The sequence below is a fragment of the Ktedonobacter sp. SOSP1-85 genome (assembly GCF_016587415.1).
GTDB lineage: Bacteria > Chloroflexota > Ktedonobacteria > Ktedonobacterales > Ktedonobacteraceae > Ktedonobacter.
This window is the reverse complement of the sequence record NZ_BNJI01000001.1, coordinates 4,560,931-4,584,838: the sequence shown is the minus strand read 5'-3', so window position 1 is coordinate 4,584,838 and position 23,908 is coordinate 4,560,931. Positions and strand designations below refer to the sequence as shown.

Here is a 23,908-nt window from a genome sequence, read left to right as displayed (position 1 = left end):
CCCTTAGTACAATTCCTGGTTGTGGATATCGGTACTAAGCGTTGAGGCCAGGTTGAACGTGGTGGTATCCAGGGAGCTGACATACTGCTCGGAGGAGGGGGCCACGCCCTGGCGCTCAAAGGCGCGCGTACGGTTATCATAGACCTTGAACTGGCGGCCAAAGGAGAAGATATATTGCTGTAGCTGGCCCGTCTCACGATTGAGGACCAGGATATCATCTCCGTTCGCGCACTGGCCCTGGCCCAAACACTGGGAGCGGTCGGTAAATGAACCCACCAGGACTTGCCAGTGCTGGTCCCAACTCTTTGTGACATATTGATGCGCCACTTGTAGCGTATCATCAAAGGCCAGGAACGTGCTCTGCCCCGCCTCGGGATCGTAGAGCATAACGCCTGTTGAAGAGGTGCCAAAGCTCCCCACATATGGCAGGAGATTCTGCCCCCAGTCGGAGTAATCCACGCTCTGATCAACCGTGAGATCCGCCTTCAGGGACCTGATCTGCGCGCTACCGCTACTAGGATCATACAGAAGAATTTGTGCCCGCCCAGAGGCGTTAAAGTCTCCGCTGTAGACCATCCAGTTACCACTCAGATCACTCATATCCTGCTGTTTAGTCACCTTGAGCGAGCCATCCAGACCCAGCATACGCCCCTGACCATCGATGCGATCATAGAGGAAGATGCCATCCTGATCGGGTCCTATGAAGCGACCCACGTACACCTCCCAGCTCGCGTGCCAGAGCGTATACACCTGGCGATGTTTGACCTGGAAGTTCTGATCGAAATCGAGCATGATTACATTGGCGGTCTTTCCCTGCATCTCCCAATCGGCAAGGCTGGTGCCACTGAGATCACCATTCGAGCCATCTACATTACTGGTATGGCTTGTGGCGGGAATAGTATATGCCGTAGGCTCCACGGTACTCTTCGCCTGTGTAGGTTGCGCCGCTGGTGTACTTGTCGACGATGGTGTTTGCGTCGGAGTAGGCGATGGCGCGACTGTAGGCGTAGGCGCGGCCTGCGTCGGGGTAGGCGTAGGCGTTGCCGTCGGACTTGGTGTCGGTGTTGCCGTTGGTGTTGGAGACGGCGTCGGACTTGGTGTCGGTGTTGCCGTTGGTGTTGGAGACGGCGTCGGACTTGGTGTCGGTGACGGCGTAGGGCTGGGCGTCTTTGTCGGCGTCGGTGTCGGACTCGGCGTCTTCGTTGGTGTTGGTGTCTTTGTATGAGTTGGCGCTGGCGTTGGCGTTGTAGTACCTGGATCAGTGGGAGTGGTGCCGCTTGTATCCCCACCATTATCCGTCGAATCGCTGGTCCCTGGATCATAGGCACTGGGATCGGCAAAACGGTTATACATCATAACAGAGCTACGCTTGCCATCGAAACGACCAACATAGAGCTCCCATCCCGGCCCCTCGCCATCAAGGACGACATGCTTTTTTATCGTCAAAGAGGTCGTTAAGCTGATAAGGTGAATCTTGCCTGTATCCCGATCATAGAGCAAGATATCCGATGCACCGGTGCCATCGAAGTCGCCCACGTGAATATCGAGCGACGAACCCCACTTGCCCGCTGACACAGTAGAGTCACCTAAATCCACCAGTTTAGGGGCGCCTGGATTCATTCGCACGCCATGTGATATGCCATCATCAGAATTAGGCACAAAGGTTCCCGCCAGCGTTCGGCGCTTCTCCAACTGCAAGACCTGCAATTGCCCTTGCTTACGGTCATAGAGCAGGAGATCGCTATAGCCACTCCCGGTAAAGTCGGCATTAAACTCCTGATCGGAGGAAGCGGGAGAGAGTCCTAGCGAGATGCGGCTGGAGGTATAGGTCGTAGTGGCACTGGATGAGTTCAGCAGTGCGTTTGTCTGCTGCACCTGGGAACTCACATTGGATGAAGTGCCAGCCAGCCTGGCAAAATGCTGGGTATCAAGCGTACGAGGGAAATAGATAAAGCGCAGCTGCCCATTCTGAAAATGGGTCGCGTTGATATAGTTTGTGTTGTAGTCGCGCCCGACATGCATGTAAGTAGTATCGCCATAATTTTGATAGGTCACATCAAAGGTCAGGCCATCGGGATACACAGAAGAGACAAAGGCCACATGCCCCGGCGCTCCATAGGCCCAGACCCCATCGGCAACTGGAAAGACGGCTATCGCGCCCAGGCGTGGAACCGTACCGACTGCTAATCCCGCCCGTGTGGCGTCTACGGCCCATTCAGCGGCATTACCCCAGTTACGCGGGAGATCATACCCCAATAAATGCCACTGCTGCCACGCCCACCAGGTGCAATTGCCACCAGTAGGAAACGGGCCAGGGCAGATGGGATAGGGGTTGCTATTGGGCGAGAATGTGACATGCTGGCACGATGTATCGACCGTCGCGACCGTATGCTGCTCCGCCTTGGCATAGGTCACTGAACTATTCCAGGGCGCAAACTCAATCGCGACAAGCGCACAAATAAATATAAGACTACACACATGTAAGACCAGGCGCCTACGTTGGACAACAGGTCTGCGAACACCAGGAAACATACTAAGAATCCCTTCTCAAAAGGAAAAATAACAGGAACAATCCTCGTCCTTCTTATAAAGGAAACCAATAGTAGTATCGCTTGCTTCATACCACTGGACGCATTCAGGCACGTCTTGCGCCTCAAAAAGTATAGCACCATATCTATATATGGGCAAGCAAAAACGAACAGGATCAGGACCTATCGCTTATCGGTGAGCATGCCCGAGGGCGCGCTATACGTTACTTCTCCTCGTCAGAAAAGAAGCCAGAAATTCCCTTGCCATAGATCGGATAGGAATTTTCCCGGCGCGAAAAAAAGAGCTAGAAAATCTATTGACAAAGTAGAGCCACAATGATATTATTCTCCATGTCGAGAGGGCGATTAGCTCAGTTGGTTAGAGCGCCACGTTGACATCGTGGAGGTCACAGATTCGAGTTCTGTATCGCCCATTTTTCCAGGCGGCTTCGTATGAAGCCGCTTTTTTGTGCTCGCTCACTTACCAGCAACCTCTCCCGCCATATCCCACAAATAGCATCTATTTTTGAGGTCATATATATAAAGCCCGGCAGGAACGCTAGAGCCACGTCTATGATGGCTCCTGGCATTCTTGCCGGGCTTTTTCTATTCGTTTAAGCTAGCGGGACGCGGGCAGGATAGGCAGGTTCATACCCTCGTCGCGGGTACGGTGTGTGCCCGCCACGTCTTTGATGCCACCCTCAGGATACACCAGCTTGGCCTCACCCTCAGGCAGCAGACTCGCAACCTCTTTGAGGACAGCGTCCAGGAACTGGTCTTCAGGAACGGTTTTAATGACCTGTCCCTTGCGGAAGATGACGCCCTTGCCTTTACCACCAGCCAGGCCGACATCGGCGTCGCGCGACTCACCAGGGCCGTTGACAACACAGCCCATGACGGCGACATGGATGGGGGTCTGCACCTTGGACAGACGCTTCTCTACCTCGTTGGCGACGCTAATGACGTCGATCTCAACGCGACCGCAGGAGGGGCAGGAGACAAAGGTCACGCCGCGATTGCGCAGCTCAAGCGACTTTAGAATCTCATACGCCACAGGAATCTCTTCCTCAGGCTCGGCACTCAAGCTGACGCGCATGGTATCACCAATACCGTCCGCCAGCAGAAGACCCAGGCCAACCGAGGACTTCACCGCGCCTGTGACCAGCGTACCCGCCTCGGTAATGCCCAGGTGGATAGGATAATCCGAGCGCTCCGAGAAGCGGCGGTAGGCCTCAACCGCTGTCAGAACAGTAGAGGATTTCAAAGAGACAATAATATTGTAATAATCGAGCTCTTCACACCAGCTAATATATTCCAGGGCCTTGGTGACCATGCGTTCAGCCAGGCGCTCGCGCTCAAGACGGCGAGCCTCGGCAGGATCGCTGCGCTCCAGAGTGCCATCCTCGCGCAGGCGCACCTGAATGCGCTGCATCTGGGCCTGCTTGTCCAGCGCATCAATCGAGCCGGAGTTCACGCCAATACGCATCGCAATGTCGCGCTCTTTAGCAGCCCGCGCAATCTGCTCCAGGGATTCGCGTCCATTGAGCAGGTTGCCTGGATTGATGCGGACCTTGTCGATCCCCTGGCGAATGGCTTCCAGTGCCAGATTAGGATTATAGTGAATGTCCGCGACCAGCGGAATCGAAATCTGCTTCTTGATCTCGCCCAGGACAACCGCATCTTCCATCTCGGGAACAGCTACGCGCACAATCTCACAGCCGACCTCTTCCAGGCGTTTGATCTGCGCGACCGTGCTTTTCACATCACGGGTATAGGTGGTGGTCATAGATTGCACAGCCACAGGCGCGCCGCCACCAACCAGAACATTGCCAACGCGAACCTGACGAGTTTTCTTAGACATAATTAGTAGTACGCTCCATTATCAGCCACCCCAATGTAAGACGTCGCTTACAGTCACGACAACCATCAGAGTAAGCAAGATTGCCATACCAACAAGATTGATAAGCCCCTCGCGCTCGGGCCTGAGACGCTTCCCTCCACGAATCATCTCGATGAAGATCAGCACCACACGCCCACCATCCAGGGCAGGGAAAGGTAGAATATTGACAATTGCCAGGTTTATACTCAACATCGCTGTTAAATTCAGGATGTACCACCAGCCAACAACGGGTACCGTCTGGGCCACTTCGCCCGTAATCTTAACGATGCCAACAGGACCCGCAATCTGCGGCTGGATCGCGCCTACAATCATCTGACCAATTGTAACAATAAAGAGGCGCGTGGTCGACAGGGTTTGCTGAATACCTCTGATGGGGGCCTGCCAGAGGGGAATGCTGACATTGACCGTCTTACCCAGGACTCCCAGGTGGCCTTTATCAGCGGGCGGGTTGACCAGGGCATGAACGGTCATATGGAGCGGCTGCGGCTCGCCCTTGCGCTCCACCACCAGTTTCACATCAACAGTCTGCTGCCCCTTACTCTGCGTCGAGGCCTTATCGACAATATCTTTCACTTCCTGGAACTGGGTGACGGACTGTCCATTGACGCTGAGGATCTTGTCATCCGCGTGCAGCCCTGCCGCCGCAGCAGGCGAGCCAGCGTTCACCTGGGCAATGATGGCCGGTGTCGTTGGCACCCCCTGTCCATAGGCAATCGTGAAGAGCACAATCGCCAGCAAGACGTTCATGATCACGCCCGCACAGAGGACAACGATGCGCTTCCCGGCAGGCTTGGCCGCAAAGCTCTCAGAGTCGTAATGACCATTCTCATCATGTGCATCGCCATCTTCGCCCGGCATACGCACAAATCCGCCAATCGGCAGCAGGTTGATAGAGTAAATGGTATTCTGCTTCGCGGAGGCATGACCCTGGCTTACTCCACCGCTTGTACCTGTCAGTGGACTCTCTAGCCCCTCCATCTGCTCGGAACGGCCGCCAAACCAGACCACTTCCCATCCACCCTGAGGGCGACGGCGAAAACCAACCAGGCGTGGTGGCAAACCAATACCGAATTCATCAACTCGAATACCCGCCCAGCGAGCAGTGATGAAGTGTCCAAATTCGTGTACAAGCACAAGCAATCCAAAAACCGGGATAGCTGCGAGTAGGTACCAGTTATTCATCTAGTATTTATCCTTTGCTCCTCAAAAATGCCTCCGGCAAGAACACACTACAATACGACGCTCCTGATTATCTAACCAGCCAGGTGTTTTTCACCCCATTCTCGCGCCGCACGGCGTGCCCATGCACAAGCCTCCAACGTCGCGTTCACATCGGGCTGGGCAATTGAGTTATGTTGCTCAAGCACTGCCTCAAGCATCTGGGCGATCCCCAGATAAGGTATCTTTCCCTCCAGGAACATCGCTACAGCCTCTTCATCCGCGCCCACCAGCGCGCAGGGGTAGGTCCCTCCTCGCTTCCCGGCCTCAAGCGCCAGGCGGAAACAGGGGAAGCGCTCCAGGTTCAATTCTTCAAAGTGCAGCGCCGCGATCGAGGGCCAGTGTAGTTCGCGAATCAAGTTTTTATCGGCAGTATCCAGGCGCTCCGGGTAAGTGAGCGCATGCATGATAGGTAGATGCATCGTCGGCAGACTGGCCTGCATCTTAATCGAACCATCACAGAATTCAACCATGGAGTGGATGATGCTCTCAGGCTGCACGACCACCTCGATGCGCTCGTAGGGCACATCAAAGAGCCAGTACGATTCAATGACCTCCAGGCCCTTGTTCATCAGCGTGGCGCTATCAATTGTAATCTTTGGTCCCATGCGCCAGGTGGGATGGGCCAGGGCCTGCTCCACAGAGACATCGCGCAACTCTTCAGGAGGTATGGTACGAAATGGTCCACCAGATGCTGTAAGAATTAATCGACGAATCTGGTTATTTTCTTCACCATGCAAACACTGCCAGATGGCACTGTGCTCACTATCAACGGGCACAATCGAGACACTATTGCGACGCGCGGCCTCCGTGACAATATGACCTGCCATGACCAGCGTCTCTTTATTCGCCAGGGCAATGGTTTTACCAGCCTCAATTGCCGCCATCGTTGGACGCAGGCCCATCAGGCCAGAGGTCGCAGCCACCAGCACATCCGCATCCGCGTGCGTCGCAACCGCCAGTAGACCGCGCTCCCCTAGGATGGCATTCGGAAAGAGCGCGCGTGCCTTCTGCTCTAGCTCTGCTGAATCGGCAAAGCAAGCAACCAGGCTAGGACGGAACTCGCGCACCTGTTCAGCCAGTAGATCCAGGTTACTGCGGGCCGCCAGGGCCACCACCTGGAACTGCTCTGGGAAGCAGCGCACGATATCGAGTGTCTGCTGACCAATCGAGCCTGTGCTGCCAAGTAAGGCAATACGTTTAGGATATGCGCTCATGCACTCTTACTCACGGGCCTGGAAGCCCCTCTCATCTACGCCTCTACGATAAGCGTTGCTGACGCCCCTCAATAATACAAACGCGAGATGAGCACACAATCTTCCAGGAGACCCGCCCTTCTCTCTCTATAATAGCGAAGAACCTATCTTCGCGCGAATTTTCATCTTTTTAGTGTGACAGCTCGCGCCTGTGCCGCTCGCCTTGGAGAGGTGGTGTGGTATGTGCTGACAGCCTGCGGCTGTCAGCACATACCACACCACCTCTCCAGAAATAATTTGCCCATGACGTTAACTAAGCTGCAAGAGCGAGGCGAAGAGATAGACGGCGATAGCCGCAAAAAGCAGGCTATCAATGCGATCCAGGACGCCACCATGCCCAGGCACGATCTGACTACTATCCTTGACATGCATCTGTCGCTTGAACAATGACTCCGAGAGGTCTCCCAGCGTACCAGTGACGCCCACAAGCACTCCTACCAGGACCGCCAGGTACCAGGGAAGGCCCAGGGGGATGACGGTACAGAGCAGGGCCGCGATAATGGAGAAGATCAGGCCACCCAGGAACCCTTCCCAGGATTTGGCCGGACTGATGCGAGGAGCGAGTTTATGCTTGCCAAAGAGGCGGCCAATGAAGAAAGCCGCGGAATCAAAGCCCCATACGCCAAGGAGAGCCGCCAACGTCCACCACGCACCCCGAGGAAGCACAAGGGAGAACGTAGGAGCAAAGCGCAACCAGCCGACCTCCGTCCCACGCAACAGGAGCAGGAAACTGGTCGAGCCACCTACGTAGAGCGCTGTAGCCAGGGTCAAGGCCCAGTCCACCACTGAACCCTCAAGGCTTTTACGCGCAAACAGGCAGGGGAATGAGACCAGTAAGGTAATCCCTAAGCCGCTCTCCAGGATCAGAGATCGCTGGAGAGGGAACATCGTAGCCAGTAGCAAGAGCAGGCCCCAGCCCATACTCAGCCATAAAATGGGGCGGTATCCAGCTTGCACTAGCATCGTGTGGAGCTCATAGATTCCCAGCACCACCAGCACCACGGAGGCCGCAAAAGCGACCCAGGAGCCAAACCAGACGACGACAAGCACAATCGGAATAAGAATAAACGCCGTCAGCAGGCGCAGGCCCACTGATGTTTTCTCTTTATTTGCTTCCTGTGGAGGAGGAGGAGTGGAGACCTCCGGCTCTCCCTTTTCATTCGCGCCTTGCAAAAAAATCCCTTCCTCTGTGGGACAAAACGCTGTCAAACGATAAGCATTTACTTCTTATGCGGAAACCAACGTCGCTCACGCGACTAGCGCTTCGCGCTCAGGTTTCCGAATAGGCACCTATAAAAACAATAGGACGGTAACAAGGACCGCCCTACATTATATACTATCAAAGCCTGCTCTGTTGCCACCTCGCCTCAGGAGAGTGAGGCAGCCCTCTCAGCAGCAGAGGCGCGTTACACCGATGTTGGCAGCACGCGTCCGAACTTGCGACTGCGTTGCTGGAAGCTTTGCACAGCCTCGAGCAGATCCTCGCGCCCAAAGTCGGGCCAGAGGGTAGGCGTAGCATAATACTCGCTATACGCCGATTGCCAGATCAAGAAGTTACTGACGCGCATCTCACCAGCGGTGCGAATGACCAGGTCTGGATCGGGGAGGTCCCGTGTATATAGATAAGAGCTGATCATTTCTTCAGAGATGGTCTCGGGCTGGCGACCATCCGCGATAATCTGGCGGACCGCGTCCACCAGTTCAGCCCGACCACCATAGTTAAAGCATACGTTGAGGCCGATGCGCGTATTGTCTTTTGTCAAATCCATTGACTCGCGCACGGCCTGCTGAATGTCTGGAGCGAGATCATATAAACGACCAAGATGGCGCAAGCGCACACCATCGCGATGTAGCTTCTCTAGATCCGAGCGAATAGTCTCCCAGAAGAGGCGCATCAAACCATCGACCTCGGTCCGAGGCCGGTGCCAATTCTCGGTTGAGAACGCATACACACTAAGCATCTCAATATTTTCGTCTGCGGCGCACTCAACGACACGCCGGAGTGCGCTTACACCCGCCTTATGTCCTGCCAAGCGTGGCAGGTGGCGTCGCGTAGCCCAGCGACCATTGCCATCCATAATGATAGCGATATGGCGCACGGGTGACTGAGACTGATCAGCTGCGACTGATTGTGGTTGCGACGAAACATTCTCTTTCCTACGTGAGGATAAGAGATTTTGTATCTTGGTCAACGTTAGACCTCCAGAATCTCCAGTTCCTTAGTTTTGCCGACCTTATCCATCTCCTCGATGAAGCGGTCGGTGAGCTTCTGTAGCTTTTCAGTGCTACGCTTCAGCTCATCCTCGGACACTTCTTTCTTCTTTTCACGTTCACGCAATTTATCCTGAACGTCGCGGCGCACGTTACGGACGGCAACCTTGTGCTCATCGAGCTTCTTATGCAGAGACTTGACGAGATCCTTACGACGCTCTTCGTTCATGGGCGGAATATTCAAGCGAATAACCTGACCGTCGTTATTTGGATTAATACCCAGGTCAGACTTCTGAATCGCCTTCTCAATATCCGCAGACATCTTCTTGTCCCAGGGCTGAATCACAATAAGGCGAGCCTCGGGAATCGAGATGGTTGCGACCTGATTGACAGGCGTTGGGGTTCCATAGTAATCGACGGTAATGCGGTCAAGCAGGGAAGCACTCGCCCGACCGGTGCGAATAGATCCCAGATCCTGCTTTAAGGCGTCAATGGCACGTTTCATGCGCCTTTCTGCATCGTCAAATAAGTCAGCAGTCATAACTTCAACCCCTTCTCAACTGAGCACTGTCTCACAGCAGTGCTTACGCGAATGTGAGTAGACAAGTGATGCAAGCGTTGTTCAAGAATGCACACTCTCTAGACAGGTTCTTTGACGTCTTTCGAGACCAGTGTACCACATTTCTCACCGCGCATTATCGCCTCTAAAGCCCCTTCTTGCTGGAGATCAAACACGATAATTGGCATATTATTGTCTTTACACAATGAGAGTGCAGTACTATCCATTACCTTTAATCCCATATTGAGCGCCTGCATGTAGCCGATTTCATCGAACTTGCGTGCATAGCGATTCTTTACAGGATCATCGTCGTAAATGCCATCGACTTTAGTGGCTTTGAGCAATACCTGCGCGTTCAACTCCACCGCGCGCAAAGCCGCGGCAGTGTCGGTCGTAAAGAACGGATTGCCACTACCCGCGGCCAGGATTACGACGCGCCCCTTCTCCAGGTGACGCACCGCCCGGCGGCGGATAAACGGCTCCGCAACAGGAGGCATCTCAATAGCCGTCTGCACACGCGTCGCCATGCCATGCTTTTCCATAGCATCTTGCATGACGAGCGAGTTCATGACGGTCGCTAGCATACCGACATAATCGGCGGTGGCACGATCAATACCTGTGGCGGCTGCATCCGCACCGCGCCACATATTGCCACCACCAATAACCATCGCGACCTCTACTCCCAGGGCGTGGACGCGCTTGATCTCGGCAGCAATCCGCTGCACCGTCTGAGCATCGATACCAAAGCCCTGTCCACCCAGGGCTTCGCCACTGAGCTTGAGTAGAATACGCTGATATTTCAGTTCGGCTGCCATGAGCAATTTCCTGCCTTATTCTTCACCCAGCTTGAAACGGCTGAAGCGGCGCAGGACGATGTTCTCGCCGGTATCCGCGATCACCTTGCGGATCAAATCGCCGATAGTGAGGGTCTCGTCTTTGACCCAGGTCTGCATAGTCAAGACCTGCTCTGAGAAGGCTTTCTTGAGCTTACCTGCAATCACTTCCTCTCTCTTCGCCTCGGGGACGCGTGCCATAGAGGGATCTTCCAGGATCTCTTTCTTCTTCGCCTCAACTACCTCGGCAGGCACATCCTCGTAATTGACATACTTGGGTGCCACGCCTGCAATCTGAAGTCCCAGTTCACTGGCGAGCTGACGGAATGACTCGCTGCGTGCGACAAAATCAGTGCTGCAATTGAGCTCCAGCAAGACACCAATGCTATGGTTATGGTGTACATACGAGAAGACGCCGCCCTCTTTGGTCTCGCGACCAGCGGCCACCATCTTCTCAGCCTTGCGGCTGCTTCTGGCCTCAAGATACTTGACGGCCTCATCCCAGCTCTTTGACTCGGTCAGGGCATTCTTGCAGTCGGCAAATGTCGCGCCAGTCTCCTCGCGCAACTTCTTTACATCCGGTGCCGTGTAGTTCATGGTTGATTTCTCCTCAATTCCGTAGATGTATGATACTCAGGTGCCGTGGGCGGCGCAATGACCACCGCCCTTTTTTTTGGCACTCGAGTGCTTGACAAATGTGAAACACGCTTTCATGAGGCGCCGCACGCCCGGCCTAGGAAAGAAGTACCTGACCTGGAGTACAGGAAAAAGCGGGCGCAGGAGGAATTGTTCGCCTCTTGCCCCCGCTTACTTGCTGCTGTGTGTTACTCTTTCGTAACCAGCTCGCCCTCAGAACCGGCGGCCGGGCTCTCGGCCTCTGAAGAAGCCTGAGGGGCTGCCTCTGGGGCTGCCTCTGGGACTGTGGCCTGTGGAGCTGCTACCTGTGGGGCTGCAGCAGCGGCCTGTGGCTCCTCGGCCTGAACCTCTTCCTCGCCCGTGGTCTCGTCCTTATGCAGGGCCTCAAGCTGACGGCGACCTTCGACCGCGGCATCAGCAATCTTGGCGCACAGGAGACGAACCGCGCGAATAGCGTCGTCGTTTGCAGGGATGGGATAATCCATCTCGTCGGGATCGCAGTTGGTATCGGCAAGCGCGATAATAGGAATCTCCAGGCGCAGGGCCTCAAGCACCGCGGTGCGCTCTTTACGTGTGTCGATGATGAAGAGTGCACTGGGGAGCGACCTCATGTCTTTGATACCGCCCAGGATGCGCTCCAGGCGCGCAATGTCGTCCTGCAAGCGCTGGACTTCTTTCTTGGGCAGACGCTCGAACTCGCCACTGTCGCGGCGGCGCTCCAGGTCGCGCAGGTATTTAATGCGCAACTGAATGGTCTGGAAGTTGGTGAGCATACCACCCAGCCAGCGCTGGTTGACATAGAACATACCACAGCGCTTGGCCTCCTCAGCCACGGCCTCCTGCGCCTGCTTCTTCGTGCCCACAAAGAGCAAGGTACCGCCGCTAGCGGCGAGCTGCTCGACAAACTTGTAGGCCTCATTCAAGCGCGTCACGGTCTGCTGGAGATCGATGATATGAATGCCGTTGCGGTCCATGAAGATGAACTGCTGCATCTTCGGGTTCCAGCGCCGCGTCTGATGTCCAAAGTGGACGCCTGCCTCAAGAAGTTGCTTCATTGAGATAATGTTAGCCACGATACAAATCCTCCCTTTGACCTCCGCTCGCGACTCTTACCTGACAACAGGGCCCCCCGGTACTACCACTACCAAGCTGTTTAATCAAGCTGATGGACCCCAGGGCGTGCCTGGTCGCAGAGCGTGCGTAGTCTGTTGTAATACGTTGTGATACTATACACAATCAATCGTGCGTAAACACAACTTGTGCAGGAACATACCGGATCCTGCCAGTTGAGAAGTATAGCATAGTGAGACTACGGACGCAAGAAATTTGCCAAGCAGAGCCGTTCTTCCCTTTTTTCGCAATCTCAGAAAACACAATAGCCTCATTGGCTACTATCTTCCCTAAAAACGCTAAAATAGCGTATACTTGAGTAGGACAAAATAGTGGTGGTGTAAAGAGTGGAGGAAGAGTATGCAAGGTAAAACGCGTTTAGCGCGCGTCCATCTTGTCGCCTGCCTTTCGACCCCCAGCCCGCTCTGGATATCACTGCAACGCCTCCCGACCCCCAGCCCAACACCTATACTGTTTCTTCCCCGGAGGAAAAAATATATGCCTCGACGCATTCATCTCGTGCGTGTAAGGCAACACCTCAAATAATACTGTCTGTTTCTTGAAACAGACAGTATAGTATAGTGTATACCCATACACATTTATAGCTAAAAAGCTAGAATAACGCAGCTAAGATTGTTTATAGGGGTAGTTGAAGTAGAAAGGGATTTTAAGCACATGGTAAAGATCCTCATTGTTGATGATCATTCGCTTATGAGACGCGCGGTCCGCGAGGTCCTCGAAAAGGAGGCCGACTTCAATGTGGTGGCCGAGGCCAGCACGGGGCAAGAGGCCGAGGCACAGGCCCAACAGACGCAGCCAGACGTTATCTTAATGGATATGGATATGCCTGACTGCAATGGCTTTGATGCAACCGAGCGCGTCCTGGCACACTCACCACATTCGCGTGTCATCATCTTTACTGCCGCGCATGAAGATGTACACGTCTTTCGCGCCCTCCAGCGCGGAGCAATGGGCTACATCACTAAAGATATAGAGCCCGATGCGCTCATCCACGCGGTACGCTGCGCCGCTCGCAACGATCTCTGCATTCCAGGGGCCCTCGCCAGCCAGGTCCTGGCCTATATTCGCAATATCTGGCGAACACAGGAACAATTTTATACCACGCGCTTCTCACCCGAAGCCATAGCCTATCGTACACCACGCCGCGTTCGACGAGCCGCAAAAGTGCAGGCACTCCACGAGAACGCAACTAGCGAGCTACTCAATCGCACCACTGGGGAGCTGGAGGAACAGGTTGAAGTAGATGAGAAAGCTGATGACGAGGGCGATGAGGAGGCCGCAAAGGGTGACAAGCCCAGGCGCCGGCCACGCCCCCTGACCGGGCGCGAGCGTGAGATCCTCGACCTGATGCGCCTGGGTCGCAAGAACCGCGAGATCGCCAAAGAACTCTGTATCGCTGAATCGACGGTCCATAAGCATGTGCAGAACATCTTTGAGAAGCTTCGCGCTCGCAATCGGACCGAGGCCATCTACTTCACGAGCATGGGTGGACAGTTTATAGGCGAACAGCTTTTACCTGAACAACGCCTGCCGGGCCAGTTTGTGCCCACCACACCCTTGCCGGAAATCGATCCGCGTCATCCTGACTTCACCAGGCTGGTTGAGGGGGATCAAGAGGAACTTATCGAACATCTCAGCTCCAACACCAAGCATGTAATGGTACAATAGCACTTGTTACACCATCATTTCAGATGAAGGAATACAAGTGCCATCGTGCAAGAGAAACAAGCGCTGAACCAGCAACGTCCAGTATCACACAAACAGACAGGCGCAAGGGATGCCTTCCTGGCACGCAGTGAACTCTTCCGCCACTTACCCGCGGACGATCTTAACGCACTGCACCAGCGTACAACCGAGACGTCATACCCATCCGGCTTTGTCTTCTATCGGCCCGGCGATGCTGGCAGCGCCTTGTTTCTCTTGAAGCAAGGCGCCGTTCACCTCTATCATCTCTCGCCCGATGGGCGGAAACTGATTATGGCAACTCTCCAACCTGGAGCATGCTTTGGTGAAACGCTCCTGCTGGGGCAGGGACAGCAGCGCCACTTCGCAGAGGCCGTCTCTCCCACTCGCGTGTATAGCATCTCCAGGCACGATATCGAACACCTGGCAAGCCAACGGCCCGGCGTGGCCCTCGCGCTCTTCTATAGCGTTGAGCAGCGCCTTCACCAGATCGAGACACAACTGATTAATACCACCTTCAAAAGCACCCTCGCACGCCTGGCTACCCTCCTGCTACAACTGGCGCACGCCCAGGCACGTGAGCAGGGTCAACTGGTGGTGACGGGTCTGACTCACGAAGAGCTGGCCGAACACCTGGGTGTTTACCGGGAAACGGTCAGCGCGACCCTACGCGAGCTTAAAGATCTTGGCACAATCGAGCCTGGACGACGGCATATTCTTATCACCTCGCCTCACCTGCTAGCCACGCTCGCCAACCCCGAACTCGGTACAGGAAGGAGTGCGCCATGAACACGATACCCATTATTGAAGCCCAGCATGTCAAAAAAACGTATCGCCTGGGACAGCAGCGCATCGAGGCTCTAGGAGATATTAACCTCTCAGTCGCACGTGGGGAGATGGTCGCCATTATGGGGCAGAGTGGGAGTGGCAAGACCACCCTCCTTAACTGCCTCTCGGGGCTTGATACCATCGATGAAGGCGAGATCGCGATCGCGGGACAAAACCTACGCGACCTGAGCGATAACGCGCGCACATCGTTTCGCGCACGCCACATGGGCTTCATTTTTCAGGACTTTAACCTCCTCCCCGTGCTGAGCGCCGTGGAAAACGTTGAGTTGCCCCTGCTGGTCGCCAGGGTGCCTGCCCGCCAGGCGCGTAAGCGCGCCCTGGAGATGCTTGAGCTGGTCGGCCTGGGACAGCGCGCCTTACATCGACCCGCTGAACTCTCTGGTGGCCAGCGCCAGCGTGTCACCATCGCCCGCGCCCTGACCAATAATCCCGCCATTGTCTGGGCCGATGAACCCACCGGCAACCTTGACAGCGAGACCGCTCAGGAGATCCTCCAGTTACTCGTCACTCTCAATCAGACGCAGCAGCAGACCTTCGTCCTGGTCACCCACGCTCAGGAGATTGGGGCCATGGCAGATCGCCTCATCAATATGCGCGACGGGCGCATTATAAGAGAAAAATAGTGTGTTGCGTCGTGGCAGCCTCGGGCTGCCACGACGCAACACACTATTTTTCTTATCGATATTGTTTTTAGGTTTCTATTAGGCCAGGGTATGCTGCTGGGTCCCCAGCATCTCGCGTACAACCTCTTTCAGGTGCGCGGAGGAGAGACCATAAAGCTCCTTTAAGATCGTCGGCGCACCATGCTCCACATATTTATCGGGGAGAGCGATCAATCGCGTCTCGATATCGCGCAACAGCCCATGCTGCTCGAACAGCTCCAGTACGGCACTGCCAAAGCCACCAGCCAGCACATGATCTTCAATGGTGACGATGCGGCGCGTCGTTTTCGCCAGGTGCAAGAACAACTCTTCGTCCAGCGGCTTGGCCCAGCGCGCATTGACGATGGTTGCCTTAATGCCTTCCTGCGCCAGTTCTTTGGCCGCGATCTCCGCCTGGGCCACCGTTGAGCCATAGGCTAGAATCGCGCAATCGGTGCGCTCCGCCTCCTCCAATGTCGCGGGACTGAGTAGCTCAGCTTTACCGACCTCCAACATGTGAAGTTCGTCGCTCATCTCGATACCCAGCGCCTTGCCACGAGGATAGCGCAAGGCAACCGGGCCATCCAGGTACACGGCGGTATAGAGCATATGGCGCAGTTCCTCTTCATCCTTGGGCGCCATAACCTTCATATGGGGAAGAATACGCATAAAGGCGGTATCAAAGACGCCATGCTGCGTCTGGCCATCCTCGCCCACGATTCCGGCGCGATCCATGGCGAAGACGACGTGCAGGTCCTGCACACAGACGTCATGCATGACCTGGTCGAAGGCGCGCTGCATAAAGGTGGAGTAGATCGCGATCACGGGTTTAATACCCAGCGTCGCCATACCAGCGGCAAAGGTCACGGCATGCTGTTCGGCAATGCCCACGTCAAAGTAGCGCTCGGGGAAACGCTGGTGCATCTTCTTCAGGCCCGTGCCCTCAGCCATGGCGGCGGTAATACCAACCACTGAGGGGTCTTTCTCCGCGATCTCAACCAGAGTGTTGGCAAAGACTTCAGTGTAGGTCGGAGGATCACCGGCGTTCTTTTTGATGATGCCAGTCTTGTAATCATAGGCGCCCGGACCATGCCACTTGGTAGAATCGCTCTCAGCGACCTCCCAGCCCTTGCCCTTCTTCGTCACTACCTGGACCATCACCGGCCCCTCGATATGCTTCACATTCTCGAATACATCGAGCATGCCGGGGATATCATGTCCATCAAAGGGGCCAAAGAACTTGATACCCAATTCTTCGAAGATCGCGCCACTCTTGCTATGCATCACAAATTGCTTAAAGCTGGTCTCAGCTCGCCCCGCAGCCTCGCGTGCCTTGTCGCCCAACACAGGGAAACGCTCGATTGAGCCCTTCGCCATGTCGCGCAAGCGCTGATAGCTGGGAGTCGTCTGGACCTTGCGCACCTGGCTAAGATATTGATGTAGCGCGCCTACATTGTCGGAGATAGATTTATCATTATCGTTTAGAACAATGATCAGGTTTTTCTTCATGCTGCCAGCGTTATTGATGGCTTCCAGGGCCATACCACCAGTCAGCGCACCATCACCGATAATCGCAACGACCTTGGTATCTTCACCTTTCAGATCGCGCGCAGCCGCCATACCCAAGGCCGCAGAGATCGAGGTGCTGGCATGGCTGGCACCAAAGGTATCATAGGGACTTTCATCACGGCGCAGATAACCAGAGAGACCACCAAACTGGCGAATGGTATGGAAGCGCTCACGGCGCCCGGTCAAGAGCTTATGAACATAGGCCTGGTGCCCGATATCCCAGACAAGAAGATCATTTGGCGTATTAAATACGCGATGCAAGGCCATTGTCAGCTCGACCACCCCCAGGTTTGGCGCGATATGTCCACCCCGTACGGAGACCTTCTCAATAATCTCCTTCCGGATCTCCCCCGCCAGTTGTTCCATTTGCGGAACCGTGAGGGCGCGCAGTTGTTCTGGGCTATCAATGGTATCAAGTATGCTGGTCAAAGGTTTCCTCCCACTATTGTTGCACCGATCTCTCTTGCCGGGGCAAAACACAAACAGCCGGACATCCTCGGTGATATCCCTATTATTTTACTTTTCGATCTACTATATATGATGATGCAGATAAACGACAGAATGGGTCTACTTTGTTAGATGCTCTCCGTTATGCTTTCAATATTATAGGATTGTCGGCTTCTTTCTCGCAAACCTTTGACCCAAAAAATTCATGCACTTAGGGTCTTGACAAGGCTTAAAACCGCTCTGCAAGCGGCTTCAATCCCTCTCAAACCTCCCTTGACAGCCTGGCACTTTCTTTTTATTATGACACATGAGGGACTACTTTGAGCACGGAACATCGTTCACTTGCTCTAAAGCTCGTATCGGCTCATCTTTCTTTTTCAGCGTAAGTTACCCATTGCTTCATTATAAACACAGCAGTAAACGCACACGCTACGGCGTGCAATGAAAGGAGGGGCGGCTCTCGCGCGTTGATTGGACCCCAGGGATGATGGACCTGTACACGCAACAAACGCGAGACCGCGCAACCCATGTCGAAAAAAGATAACGAGAAAGACTCAGAGAGGCCACATTACTATTCCCAGTTCTGGCTGGATGTCGCAGCCGGGCGCAGAATCATCGGCGCTCCCAAGGAAGAGGGCGAGAGCGAGGGCGAGAATGAGGCGCCTATTGCGCCTGCTCCTATTCGCAGAGCTTCTCGCGTACAGGAAAACATTCAAGAAGAGATCGTTCATCCCTCGGCAACCCTCGATCAGGAAGAGGTAGCTGAAGAGGAAGTAGGCGATTTCGCTAGCAACGAGCTAGAAGAAGTTGTAGACGCGGACCTTCCCGACGTTGACATCGCTGAAGACGAAGAGTACAGCGAGGAAGAAGAGGAAGAAGAAGAAGAAGATCTCTACGACTCAGCAGAGGAAGAGGAAGAAGAAGAAGGTGCGGAATGGGGCGCACGCGGACGCAAGAAGGCCAAGCCAACTCGTGCCGTCAAACCCGCCAAGAAGCCACGACGGGACACTCGCCGGGGTTTCTAGCACACATCAAGAAGCAGGTCGCCTCTCGCGAGAGGCGACCTGCTTCTTGATGTGTGCTAGAAAGCACATCGTACGCCTGAACGCTCCTGTGCTAAGGATAGATGCCTCGCACCTGAGTTGCCTCCGCAACACGCGCAATTGCCAGCATATTCGCCGCCAGGCGCATATCACAGTGATATTCATCAGCGGTCCGCGCAACCGCGTCAAAGGCTTTATTGATGATGACTTCAAGCCTGCGGGTAATTTCCTCGACCCCCCAGAAAAAGCTTTGAATGTCCTGTACCCACTCAAAGTAACTCACCGTGACGCCACCTGCATTGGCCAGGATATCAGGAACTAATAATATCCCCTTCTGGAAAAGGATTGCATCGGCTTCAGGGGTTGTCGGGCCATTGGCAGCCTCGGTAATAATCTGGGCTTGAATGCGCCCGGCATTCTGGGCATGAATCACACCTTCAATCGCGGCGGGGATAAGCACATCGCATGGCACCTCCAGCGTCTCCTCAGGTGTCACGACCTGCCCAAGGGAATAACTGGCAACCGAGCCATGCTCTTGCTTGTGGCGCAGCACCGCTGCAGGGTCCAGGCCATCCTCGTTGTAGATGCCACCACGACTATCACAGACCGCAACCACCTTACAGCCCTCGTTATGGAAGAGGCGTGCGGCAATCGCCCCCGCATTGCCAAAGCCCTGGATGCTCACTCGTGCCCCCTTCAAGGGCATACCCAGGCGCTGGGCAGCGCGCCTGCTCACGAACAAGACACCTGTGGCGGTCGCCTCGTTGCGCCCCTCGCTGCCACCAATCGAGAGCGGCTTGCCCGTTACCACCGCTGGAATGGAGAAGCCCGCGTGCATAGAGTAAGTATCCATCATCCAGGCCATAATCTGGGAATTGGTGTTGATATCGGGGGCTGGAATATCGCTATGAGGACCAATGATAATCGAGATCTCGGTGGTGTAGCGACGCGTCAGGCGCTCAAGTTCGGCGGGGGTCATACGCCGGGGATTACAGATCACCCCACCCTTCGCTCCGCCGTAGGGGATGCCGACCACAGCACACTTCCAGGTCATCCACATAGCCAGCGCTTTAACCTCGTCAAGCGTCACCTGGGGGCTATAGCGAATACCGCCCTTGGCCGGGCCACGATTAACATTATGCTGGACACGATAGCCAGTAAATGTCTTGATGGCCCCATCGTCCAGGCGTACCGGAAAATGGACGGTCAACTCACGCTTCGGCTGACGCAAGATCTCGCGCATATCTTCGGAGAGTTGCAGCCGTTCGGCGGCCAGCTCAAACTGCTGGACCGCCATCTCATAGGGATTGAAAGAGAAAGACCTGACCTCATCGTCCATGTCTTACGCTGCTCCTTCTTTAGCGCGCAAGCAGCCTTTCTGACTCGCGGGTCTGACGCGGGAGACCGCTCGCGTGCAAACTATCCTTGCAGGCTCTCTAATTTAGCCTTCAATACAGACTGTACCATATCGGCCTTGGCCTGACCACGTGTCTGTTTCATCACCTGGCCCACCAGGGCTTGCATGGCATTCATCTTGCCACCCAGATAGTCATTGACGATCTTCTGGTTTTTGGCAATGATATCGTTAATAATAGGCTCAAGGGCGCTGGCATCGGTAATAGGTGGCTTAAAGCCCTTCTTCTCGACCACTTTCGTTGGCATCTCGCCGGTCGCAAAAGACTCATCCAGAACCTCTTTGGCCTGCTTGCCTGTGATGCGCTCGGCATCGAGCAGATCGAGCAGGTTGGCAACAGCCTCGGGCGAGAGGGGCGACTCTTGAACCGGGATGGATTTCGCCTTCAGCAGACGCACCACTTCGCTTAAGATCCAGTTGCTGGCGGATTTGGCACGTCCCTTTGTATCCTTCACTTTTGACACGCTTAGCACACGCTCAAAGTAATCGCCGAGTGGTTTATCCTCGGTCATGACATTCGCCTCTTGCTCAGAGAGGCCATAGTCTGAGGCATAACGCGCACGACGGGCATCGGGTAGTTCGGGCAGGCTGGCCTGAATCTCCTCAACGTACTTACGGCTAATGACCAGGGGTGGCAGGTCTGGCTCAGGGAAGTAGCGATAATCGTTGGCATGCTCTTTGACGCGCTGGGTTACTGTGACGCCACGCGCCTCGTCCCAGCCACGGGTCTCCTGGCGAATATTGCCGCCCTCGCGCAGGACAGCGATCTGGCGCTTGGCCTCGTATTCCAGCGCGCGCTCGACCGAGCGGAAACTGTTCATATTCTTGATCTCGGTCTTAGTGCCCAACTTCTCCTGGCCACGTGGGCGTACCGACACGTTAGCGTCGCAACGCAGGCTGCCCTCTTCCATACGTCCGGACGAAACGCCCAGGTAGACCAGCGTCTCGCGCAACTTCTGCATATAGAGGCGCGCCTCCTCAGGAGTGCGCATATCCGGCTCACTGACGATCTCCATCAGTGCCGTCCCCGCGCGGTTGACGTCGATCAAGCTATAGCCCTCACGGTGCTGCAACTTGGCGGTATCCTCCTCCAGGTGCACACGCGTGATGCCGATACGCCGACTCTGCCCGCCGACCTCAACCGTCAAATAGCCATCGCGGCTCAAAGGAATATCGTACTGTGAGATTTGATAGCCCTTCATCAAATCGGGATAGGGATAGCTCTTGCGGTCAAACTTGGAGTACTCGGGAATCGAGCAATGCAGAGCGAGCGCCGTCATAATGGTATACTTTACGGCCTCTTCGTTGATGACGGGCAATACACCAGGCATGCCCATGCACACGGGGCAAACATGGGTATTGGGAGCCTCATTAGCATAGCCAGTGCTACATGAGCAGAACATCTTACTCTTTGTGAGCAGTTGAGAATGGACCTCCAGGCCAATCACGACCTCGAAATCCGTATCGATGGGAGTAGAAGCAGTTGTAGTCATACAGCCAACCCTTACCTTCTCTTTATCTTCTTCGCCTTCTATGACTCTTCAGATACCACTCGCGCCTGTGGCGCTCACCCGAGATGGTAGTGTGGTGTTCCCTGGCAGCCTGCTGCCGCCAGGGAACACCACACTACCATCTCGAAATACTGTGCCTATGGTGTTAGCTTACGCTATGTACAAGTTATTTGGTTTGTGGGTGTGGAGCGTACTGGCAGTCTGTGGCTGCCAGTACGCTCCACACCCACAAACTGGGCAGCGCCGCAGGCGCGAGAAGTCCTGAATATTTGCTACCTTCTGAAAGACATGAGGTTTCTTGCGTTTTGCTGTAAGTCTAGTCCTTTCTGCGCCATTCGTCAATGGGATAGCGCAACAAAAGGCAGAAGCCACAAGAAACAGCACAAATAGACCTTTGGATATACCACTAGCTACTTGCTCGCTATCCATTGCATTACAAAGCAAAATAGCGTACAATTTTGGCTGTATCAACGGTTGATTCATAGAGAGAAGATAGCCTGTCACAGGCACTACTGCTTCATCGCAACGTTTGTTTCCTTCTATAAGCACATCTGTACATAGCGCCTGGAGACCCTCATTTCTCTCTTAGGGCGAGCCGTTGGCATTTTTAGCAAAATACGATATACTGTCCTCGACAGTAGTAGCATACACTACTGCCTGATATACCCTATGGGGTTTGGGGTGTCCCCAACTTCATTATATAGCATATCTCAGGCGGTGGACGTAAGAGCGGGCAGGAGAACGAATTGACATGTCTCTGATCAATATGGCAAAGCGAGAGATCAATTGTAAAATTGTCTACTATGGCATTGGTCTATGTGGCAAGACAACAAACCTTCACTACATCCATCAGGCCGTCAGCCCTAAAGATGTTGGGAGCATGGTTTCCATCGATACTGAGACCGAGCGCACGCTTTACTTTGACCTGCTCCCCCTCGAGTTAGGCAAGGTCCACGGATTTACTATTCGCTTTCAGCTCTACACTGTTCCTGGCCAGATTCTTTATCAACAAACACGCATCTCCGTGCTCAAGGGTGCTGACTGCGTTGTTTTTGTCGCCGACTCGCAGGCCAGCAAGCTACAGGAAAATATCGAATGCTGGAACGAGCTGCAAGAACAGTTGCGCCGCATGAATAAGGACGTTACCGATTTCCCCCTGGTCATGCAGTGGAATAAACGCGACCTGCAAGATACCCTGCCAGTCTCGGTCCTGGAGAAGTACCTCAACCCCTACCGCGTCCCCAGCTTTGAAGCCGTCGCGGTCACTGGCAAGGGCGTTATCGAATCCCTGCGTGTGGGTATCAACACCACCCTGCAGCGCCTGGAGCGCATCTAGCTCTCATACTCACCTATGCCTATGATCGTAGAGACAGTCACACATTACGTCTCCAGAAGGGAGTTGCCTCGTCGGCAACGCATTCAGATACGATGCAACTCCCTCACATAGGTTGCCATTCCCTCCACCTTTCAAGCCTTTTTCAGTTCTCCTGCCCAATTCTCGCATTTGCAATGCAAACAAAATTTTTGTCCCTAACCAATTGTTCCCAGGACGTTTTGTGTGTATAATGGGCACACCAAAGGTAATAGTACTTTCCCCTGTCACCACAGGGACCATATTACTGGTTTAAAGAGGCTCTTTTAGCCAGTGCCGTGATTTAGGAGTTTTTGCAATATTAAGAGTGTAGGCAGTGTCGCGGTGGTGCCCCCCACGCTGTCTGCTGCTCTTCGATGAAGGATTTGCATGGAAACGATACGTGTCATCATTATTGATGAACAACCCCTGTTCCGCGAGGGTATTCGCGCCACCCTCCAAAGGATGGGCAACTGCGAAATTATTGGAGAGTCGACCGACGCCACAGAAGTGCTGGATATTATCCGCACGAATACCGCTGATGTCGCCCTTATCGATGCAGGTCTCACTTCCTCTGATCCACTCGAGATAGCCCGGCAGACGCGTCATCTTGCTCCACGGACGGCCATCATTATGCTTACGCCCTCCGAGGACGAGGAACGCCTATTTCAGTCCATCAAGGTTGGTGCAGCCGCATACTACACACGCAACATCACAAGCGAAGAACTTGTCGATGCCGTGCGTAAAGTCAGTCAGGGCGAATACCTGATTAACGATGATGTCCTCTCCAAACCGCAGCTTGCCAGCCGCGTCCTCAGGTCATTCCACGAATTAACCGTGGAGAAGGAAGAGGGTACCCCCAAGGATAGCTATTCGCCCCTTTCAAGCCGCGAGGTCGAAATTCTCGACTATATCGCACGGGGGAATAGCAACAAAGAGATCGCCAAGTCATTGAAGATCAGCGATCAAACGGTGAAAAACCATATCACCTCTATCTTGAAGAAGCTCTCGGTGAGTGACCGTACAGCGGCTGTTGTACACGCGCTCCGCCACGGCTGGATCAAGATTAACAACGAAAGCTAGCTTTCAACCAGAGCACAGGAACAAGAAGGGCGGCCCATTCCAAAG

Annotated in this window: 18 protein-coding genes, 1 tRNA gene and 1 pseudogene; 7 read left to right on the top strand and 13 right to left on the bottom strand. The window is 54.5% G+C overall.

Translation table 11 applies throughout. From position 1 onward, the window contains the following. Positions 1 to 3: 3 nt before the first annotated feature. Positions 4 to 2,532, bottom strand: a complete 2,529-nt coding sequence (locus tag KTE_RS19215) for a CHAP domain-containing protein (RefSeq protein WP_201383646.1) — start codon at positions 2,530 to 2,532, stop codon at positions 4 to 6. Positions 2,533 to 2,888: 356 nt separating this feature from the next. On the opposite strand from KTE_RS19215, the gene KTE_RS19210 reads away from it, so the two are divergent. Beyond that, positions 2,889 to 2,962 (top strand) — tRNA-Val (locus tag KTE_RS19210). Positions 2,963 to 3,147: 185 nt separating this feature from the next. On the opposite strand, the gene ispG is transcribed toward KTE_RS19210, so the two are convergent. From ispG to rpsB, 9 genes and pseudogenes are all read right to left on the bottom strand, one after another. After that, a complete protein-coding gene (ispG, locus tag KTE_RS19205) occupies positions 3,148 to 4,389 on the bottom strand; it encodes a flavodoxin-dependent (E)-4-hydroxy-3-methylbut-2-enyl-diphosphate synthase (RefSeq protein ID WP_201383644.1) in 1,242 nt (413 codons plus the stop codon). Between the two features lie 21 nt (positions 4,390 to 4,410). Next, a complete protein-coding gene (locus KTE_RS19200) occupies positions 4,411 to 5,610 on the bottom strand; it encodes an RIP metalloprotease (RefSeq protein WP_201383641.1) in 1,200 nt (399 codons plus the stop codon). Between the two features lie 71 nt (positions 5,611 to 5,681). Next, a complete protein-coding gene (locus KTE_RS19195; protein WP_201383639.1) occupies positions 5,682 to 6,863 on the bottom strand; it encodes a 1-deoxy-D-xylulose-5-phosphate reductoisomerase in 1,182 nt (393 codons plus the stop codon). A gap of 288 nt (positions 6,864 to 7,151) precedes the next feature. Beyond that, positions 7,152 to 8,075 (bottom strand): phosphatidate cytidylyltransferase, encoded by a 924-nt coding sequence (locus KTE_RS19190; protein ID WP_201383637.1) that lies wholly within the window; start codon positions 8,073 to 8,075, stop codon positions 7,152 to 7,154. A 233-nt stretch (positions 8,076 to 8,308) separates the two neighbouring features. Continuing rightward, positions 8,309 to 9,094, bottom strand: a complete 786-nt coding sequence (gene uppS, locus KTE_RS19185) for a polyprenyl diphosphate synthase (RefSeq protein WP_201383635.1) — start codon at positions 9,092 to 9,094, stop codon at positions 8,309 to 8,311. Positions 9,095 to 9,096: 2 nt separating this feature from the next. Next, the gene (gene frr / locus KTE_RS19180) at positions 9,097 to 9,654 is read right to left on the bottom strand and encodes a ribosome recycling factor (protein ID WP_201369189.1); all 558 of its coding nucleotides are present in this window, start codon (positions 9,652 to 9,654) and stop codon (positions 9,097 to 9,099) included. A gap of 98 nt (positions 9,655 to 9,752) precedes the next feature. Next, positions 9,753 to 10,487 carry a UMP kinase gene (pyrH, locus tag KTE_RS19175; RefSeq protein ID WP_201383633.1) on the bottom strand — a complete coding sequence of 245 codons (735 nt, stop codon included), beginning with the start codon at positions 10,485 to 10,487 and terminating at the stop codon, positions 9,753 to 9,755. 15 nt (positions 10,488 to 10,502) lie between these two features. Next, positions 10,503 to 11,102, bottom strand: a complete 600-nt coding sequence (gene tsf, locus KTE_RS19170; RefSeq protein ID WP_201383631.1) for an elongation factor Ts — start codon at positions 11,100 to 11,102, stop codon at positions 10,503 to 10,505. 383 nt (positions 11,103 to 11,485) lie between these two features. Next, positions 11,486 to 12,196, bottom strand: a pseudogene (gene rpsB, locus KTE_RS19165) (30S ribosomal protein S2); the annotation flags it as partial. A 730-nt stretch (positions 12,197 to 12,926) separates the two neighbouring features. Between rpsB and KTE_RS19160 the strand changes: the two are divergent. From KTE_RS19160 to KTE_RS19150, 3 genes are read left to right on the top strand one after another with little or no spacing between them, the layout of a single operon-like run. Continuing rightward, entirely contained in the window at positions 12,927 to 13,940 is a 1,014-nt protein-coding gene (locus KTE_RS19160) for a response regulator transcription factor (protein WP_201383627.1), read from the top strand. A gap of 45 nt (positions 13,941 to 13,985) precedes the next feature. Beyond that, positions 13,986 to 14,744, top strand: a complete 759-nt coding sequence (locus tag KTE_RS19155) for a Crp/Fnr family transcriptional regulator (RefSeq protein ID WP_201383625.1) — start codon at positions 13,986 to 13,988, stop codon at positions 14,742 to 14,744. After that, positions 14,741 to 15,427 carry an ABC transporter ATP-binding protein gene (locus KTE_RS19150; RefSeq protein ID WP_201383623.1) on the top strand — a complete coding sequence of 229 codons (687 nt, stop codon included), beginning with the start codon at positions 14,741 to 14,743 and terminating at the stop codon, positions 15,425 to 15,427. The genes KTE_RS19155 and KTE_RS19150 overlap by 4 nt, the downstream gene beginning before the upstream one ends. A gap of 78 nt (positions 15,428 to 15,505) precedes the next feature. On the opposite strand, the gene dxs is transcribed toward KTE_RS19150, so the two are convergent. Beyond that, positions 15,506 to 17,443: a 1-deoxy-D-xylulose-5-phosphate synthase gene (gene dxs / locus KTE_RS19145; protein ID WP_201383621.1), complete on the bottom strand. Its 1,938-nt coding sequence runs from the start codon at positions 17,441 to 17,443 to the stop codon at positions 15,506 to 15,508. A 545-nt stretch (positions 17,444 to 17,988) separates the two neighbouring features. Between dxs and KTE_RS19140 the strand changes: the two genes are divergently transcribed. Next, the gene (locus KTE_RS19140; protein WP_201383619.1) at positions 17,989 to 18,486 is read left to right on the top strand and encodes a hypothetical protein; all 498 of its coding nucleotides are present in this window, start codon (positions 17,989 to 17,991) and stop codon (positions 18,484 to 18,486) included. Positions 18,487 to 18,577: 91 nt separating this feature from the next. Here KTE_RS19140 and KTE_RS19135 read toward each other — a convergent pair whose 3' ends face one another. After that, positions 18,578 to 19,843, bottom strand: a complete 1,266-nt coding sequence (locus tag KTE_RS19135; RefSeq protein WP_201383617.1) for a Glu/Leu/Phe/Val dehydrogenase — start codon at positions 19,841 to 19,843, stop codon at positions 18,578 to 18,580. A gap of 80 nt (positions 19,844 to 19,923) precedes the next feature. Then, positions 19,924 to 21,411, bottom strand: coding sequence for an Asp-tRNA(Asn)/Glu-tRNA(Gln) amidotransferase subunit GatB (gene gatB / locus KTE_RS19130; protein ID WP_201383615.1), 1,488 nt, complete (start codon positions 21,409 to 21,411; stop codon positions 19,924 to 19,926). Positions 21,412 to 22,180: 769 nt separating this feature from the next. Here gatB and KTE_RS19125 point away from each other — a divergent pair. Beyond that, positions 22,181 to 22,765, top strand: a complete 585-nt coding sequence (locus KTE_RS19125) for an ATP/GTP-binding protein (RefSeq protein WP_007910863.1) — start codon at positions 22,181 to 22,183, stop codon at positions 22,763 to 22,765. Between the two features lie 405 nt (positions 22,766 to 23,170). Beyond that, the gene (locus KTE_RS19120; RefSeq protein WP_201369200.1) at positions 23,171 to 23,863 is read left to right on the top strand and encodes a response regulator transcription factor; all 693 of its coding nucleotides are present in this window, start codon (positions 23,171 to 23,173) and stop codon (positions 23,861 to 23,863) included. Positions 23,864 to 23,908 lie beyond the last annotated feature (45 nt).

Excerpts from the sequence above, each read along its gene's own strand:
- KTE_RS19215 (WP_201383646.1), bottom strand. The coding sequence starts at position 2,532 with ATGTTTCCTGGTGTTCGCAGACCTGTTGTCCAACGTAGGCGCCTGGTC.
- ispG (WP_201383644.1), bottom strand. The coding sequence starts at position 4,389 with ATGTCTAAGAAAACTCGTCAGGTTCGCGTTGGCAATGTTCTGGTTGGT.
- KTE_RS19200 (WP_201383641.1), bottom strand. The coding sequence starts at position 5,610 with ATGAATAACTGGTACCTACTCGCAGCTATCCCGGTTTTTGGATTGCTT.
- KTE_RS19195 (WP_201383639.1), bottom strand. The coding sequence starts at position 6,863 with ATGAGCGCATATCCTAAACGTATTGCCTTACTTGGCAGCACAGGCTCG.
- frr (WP_201369189.1), bottom strand. The coding sequence starts at position 9,654 with ATGACTGCTGACTTATTTGACGATGCAGAAAGGCGCATGAAACGTGCC.
- pyrH (WP_201383633.1), bottom strand. The coding sequence starts at position 10,487 with ATGGCAGCCGAACTGAAATATCAGCGTATTCTACTCAAGCTCAGTGGC.
- tsf (WP_201383631.1), bottom strand. The coding sequence starts at position 11,102 with ATGAACTACACGGCACCGGATGTAAAGAAGTTGCGCGAGGAGACTGGC.
- KTE_RS19160 (WP_201383627.1), top strand. The coding sequence starts at position 12,927 with ATGGTAAAGATCCTCATTGTTGATGATCATTCGCTTATGAGACGCGCG.
- KTE_RS19150 (WP_201383623.1), top strand. The coding sequence starts at position 14,741 with ATGAACACGATACCCATTATTGAAGCCCAGCATGTCAAAAAAACGTAT.
- KTE_RS19140 (WP_201383619.1), top strand. The coding sequence starts at position 17,989 with ATGTCGAAAAAAGATAACGAGAAAGACTCAGAGAGGCCACATTACTAT.
- KTE_RS19135 (WP_201383617.1), bottom strand. The coding sequence starts at position 19,843 with ATGGACGATGAGGTCAGGTCTTTCTCTTTCAATCCCTATGAGATGGCG.
- gatB (WP_201383615.1), bottom strand. The coding sequence starts at position 21,411 with ATGACTACAACTGCTTCTACTCCCATCGATACGGATTTCGAGGTCGTG.
- KTE_RS19125 (WP_007910863.1), top strand. The coding sequence starts at position 22,181 with ATGTCTCTGATCAATATGGCAAAGCGAGAGATCAATTGTAAAATTGTC.
- KTE_RS19120 (WP_201369200.1), top strand. The coding sequence starts at position 23,171 with ATGGAAACGATACGTGTCATCATTATTGATGAACAACCCCTGTTCCGC.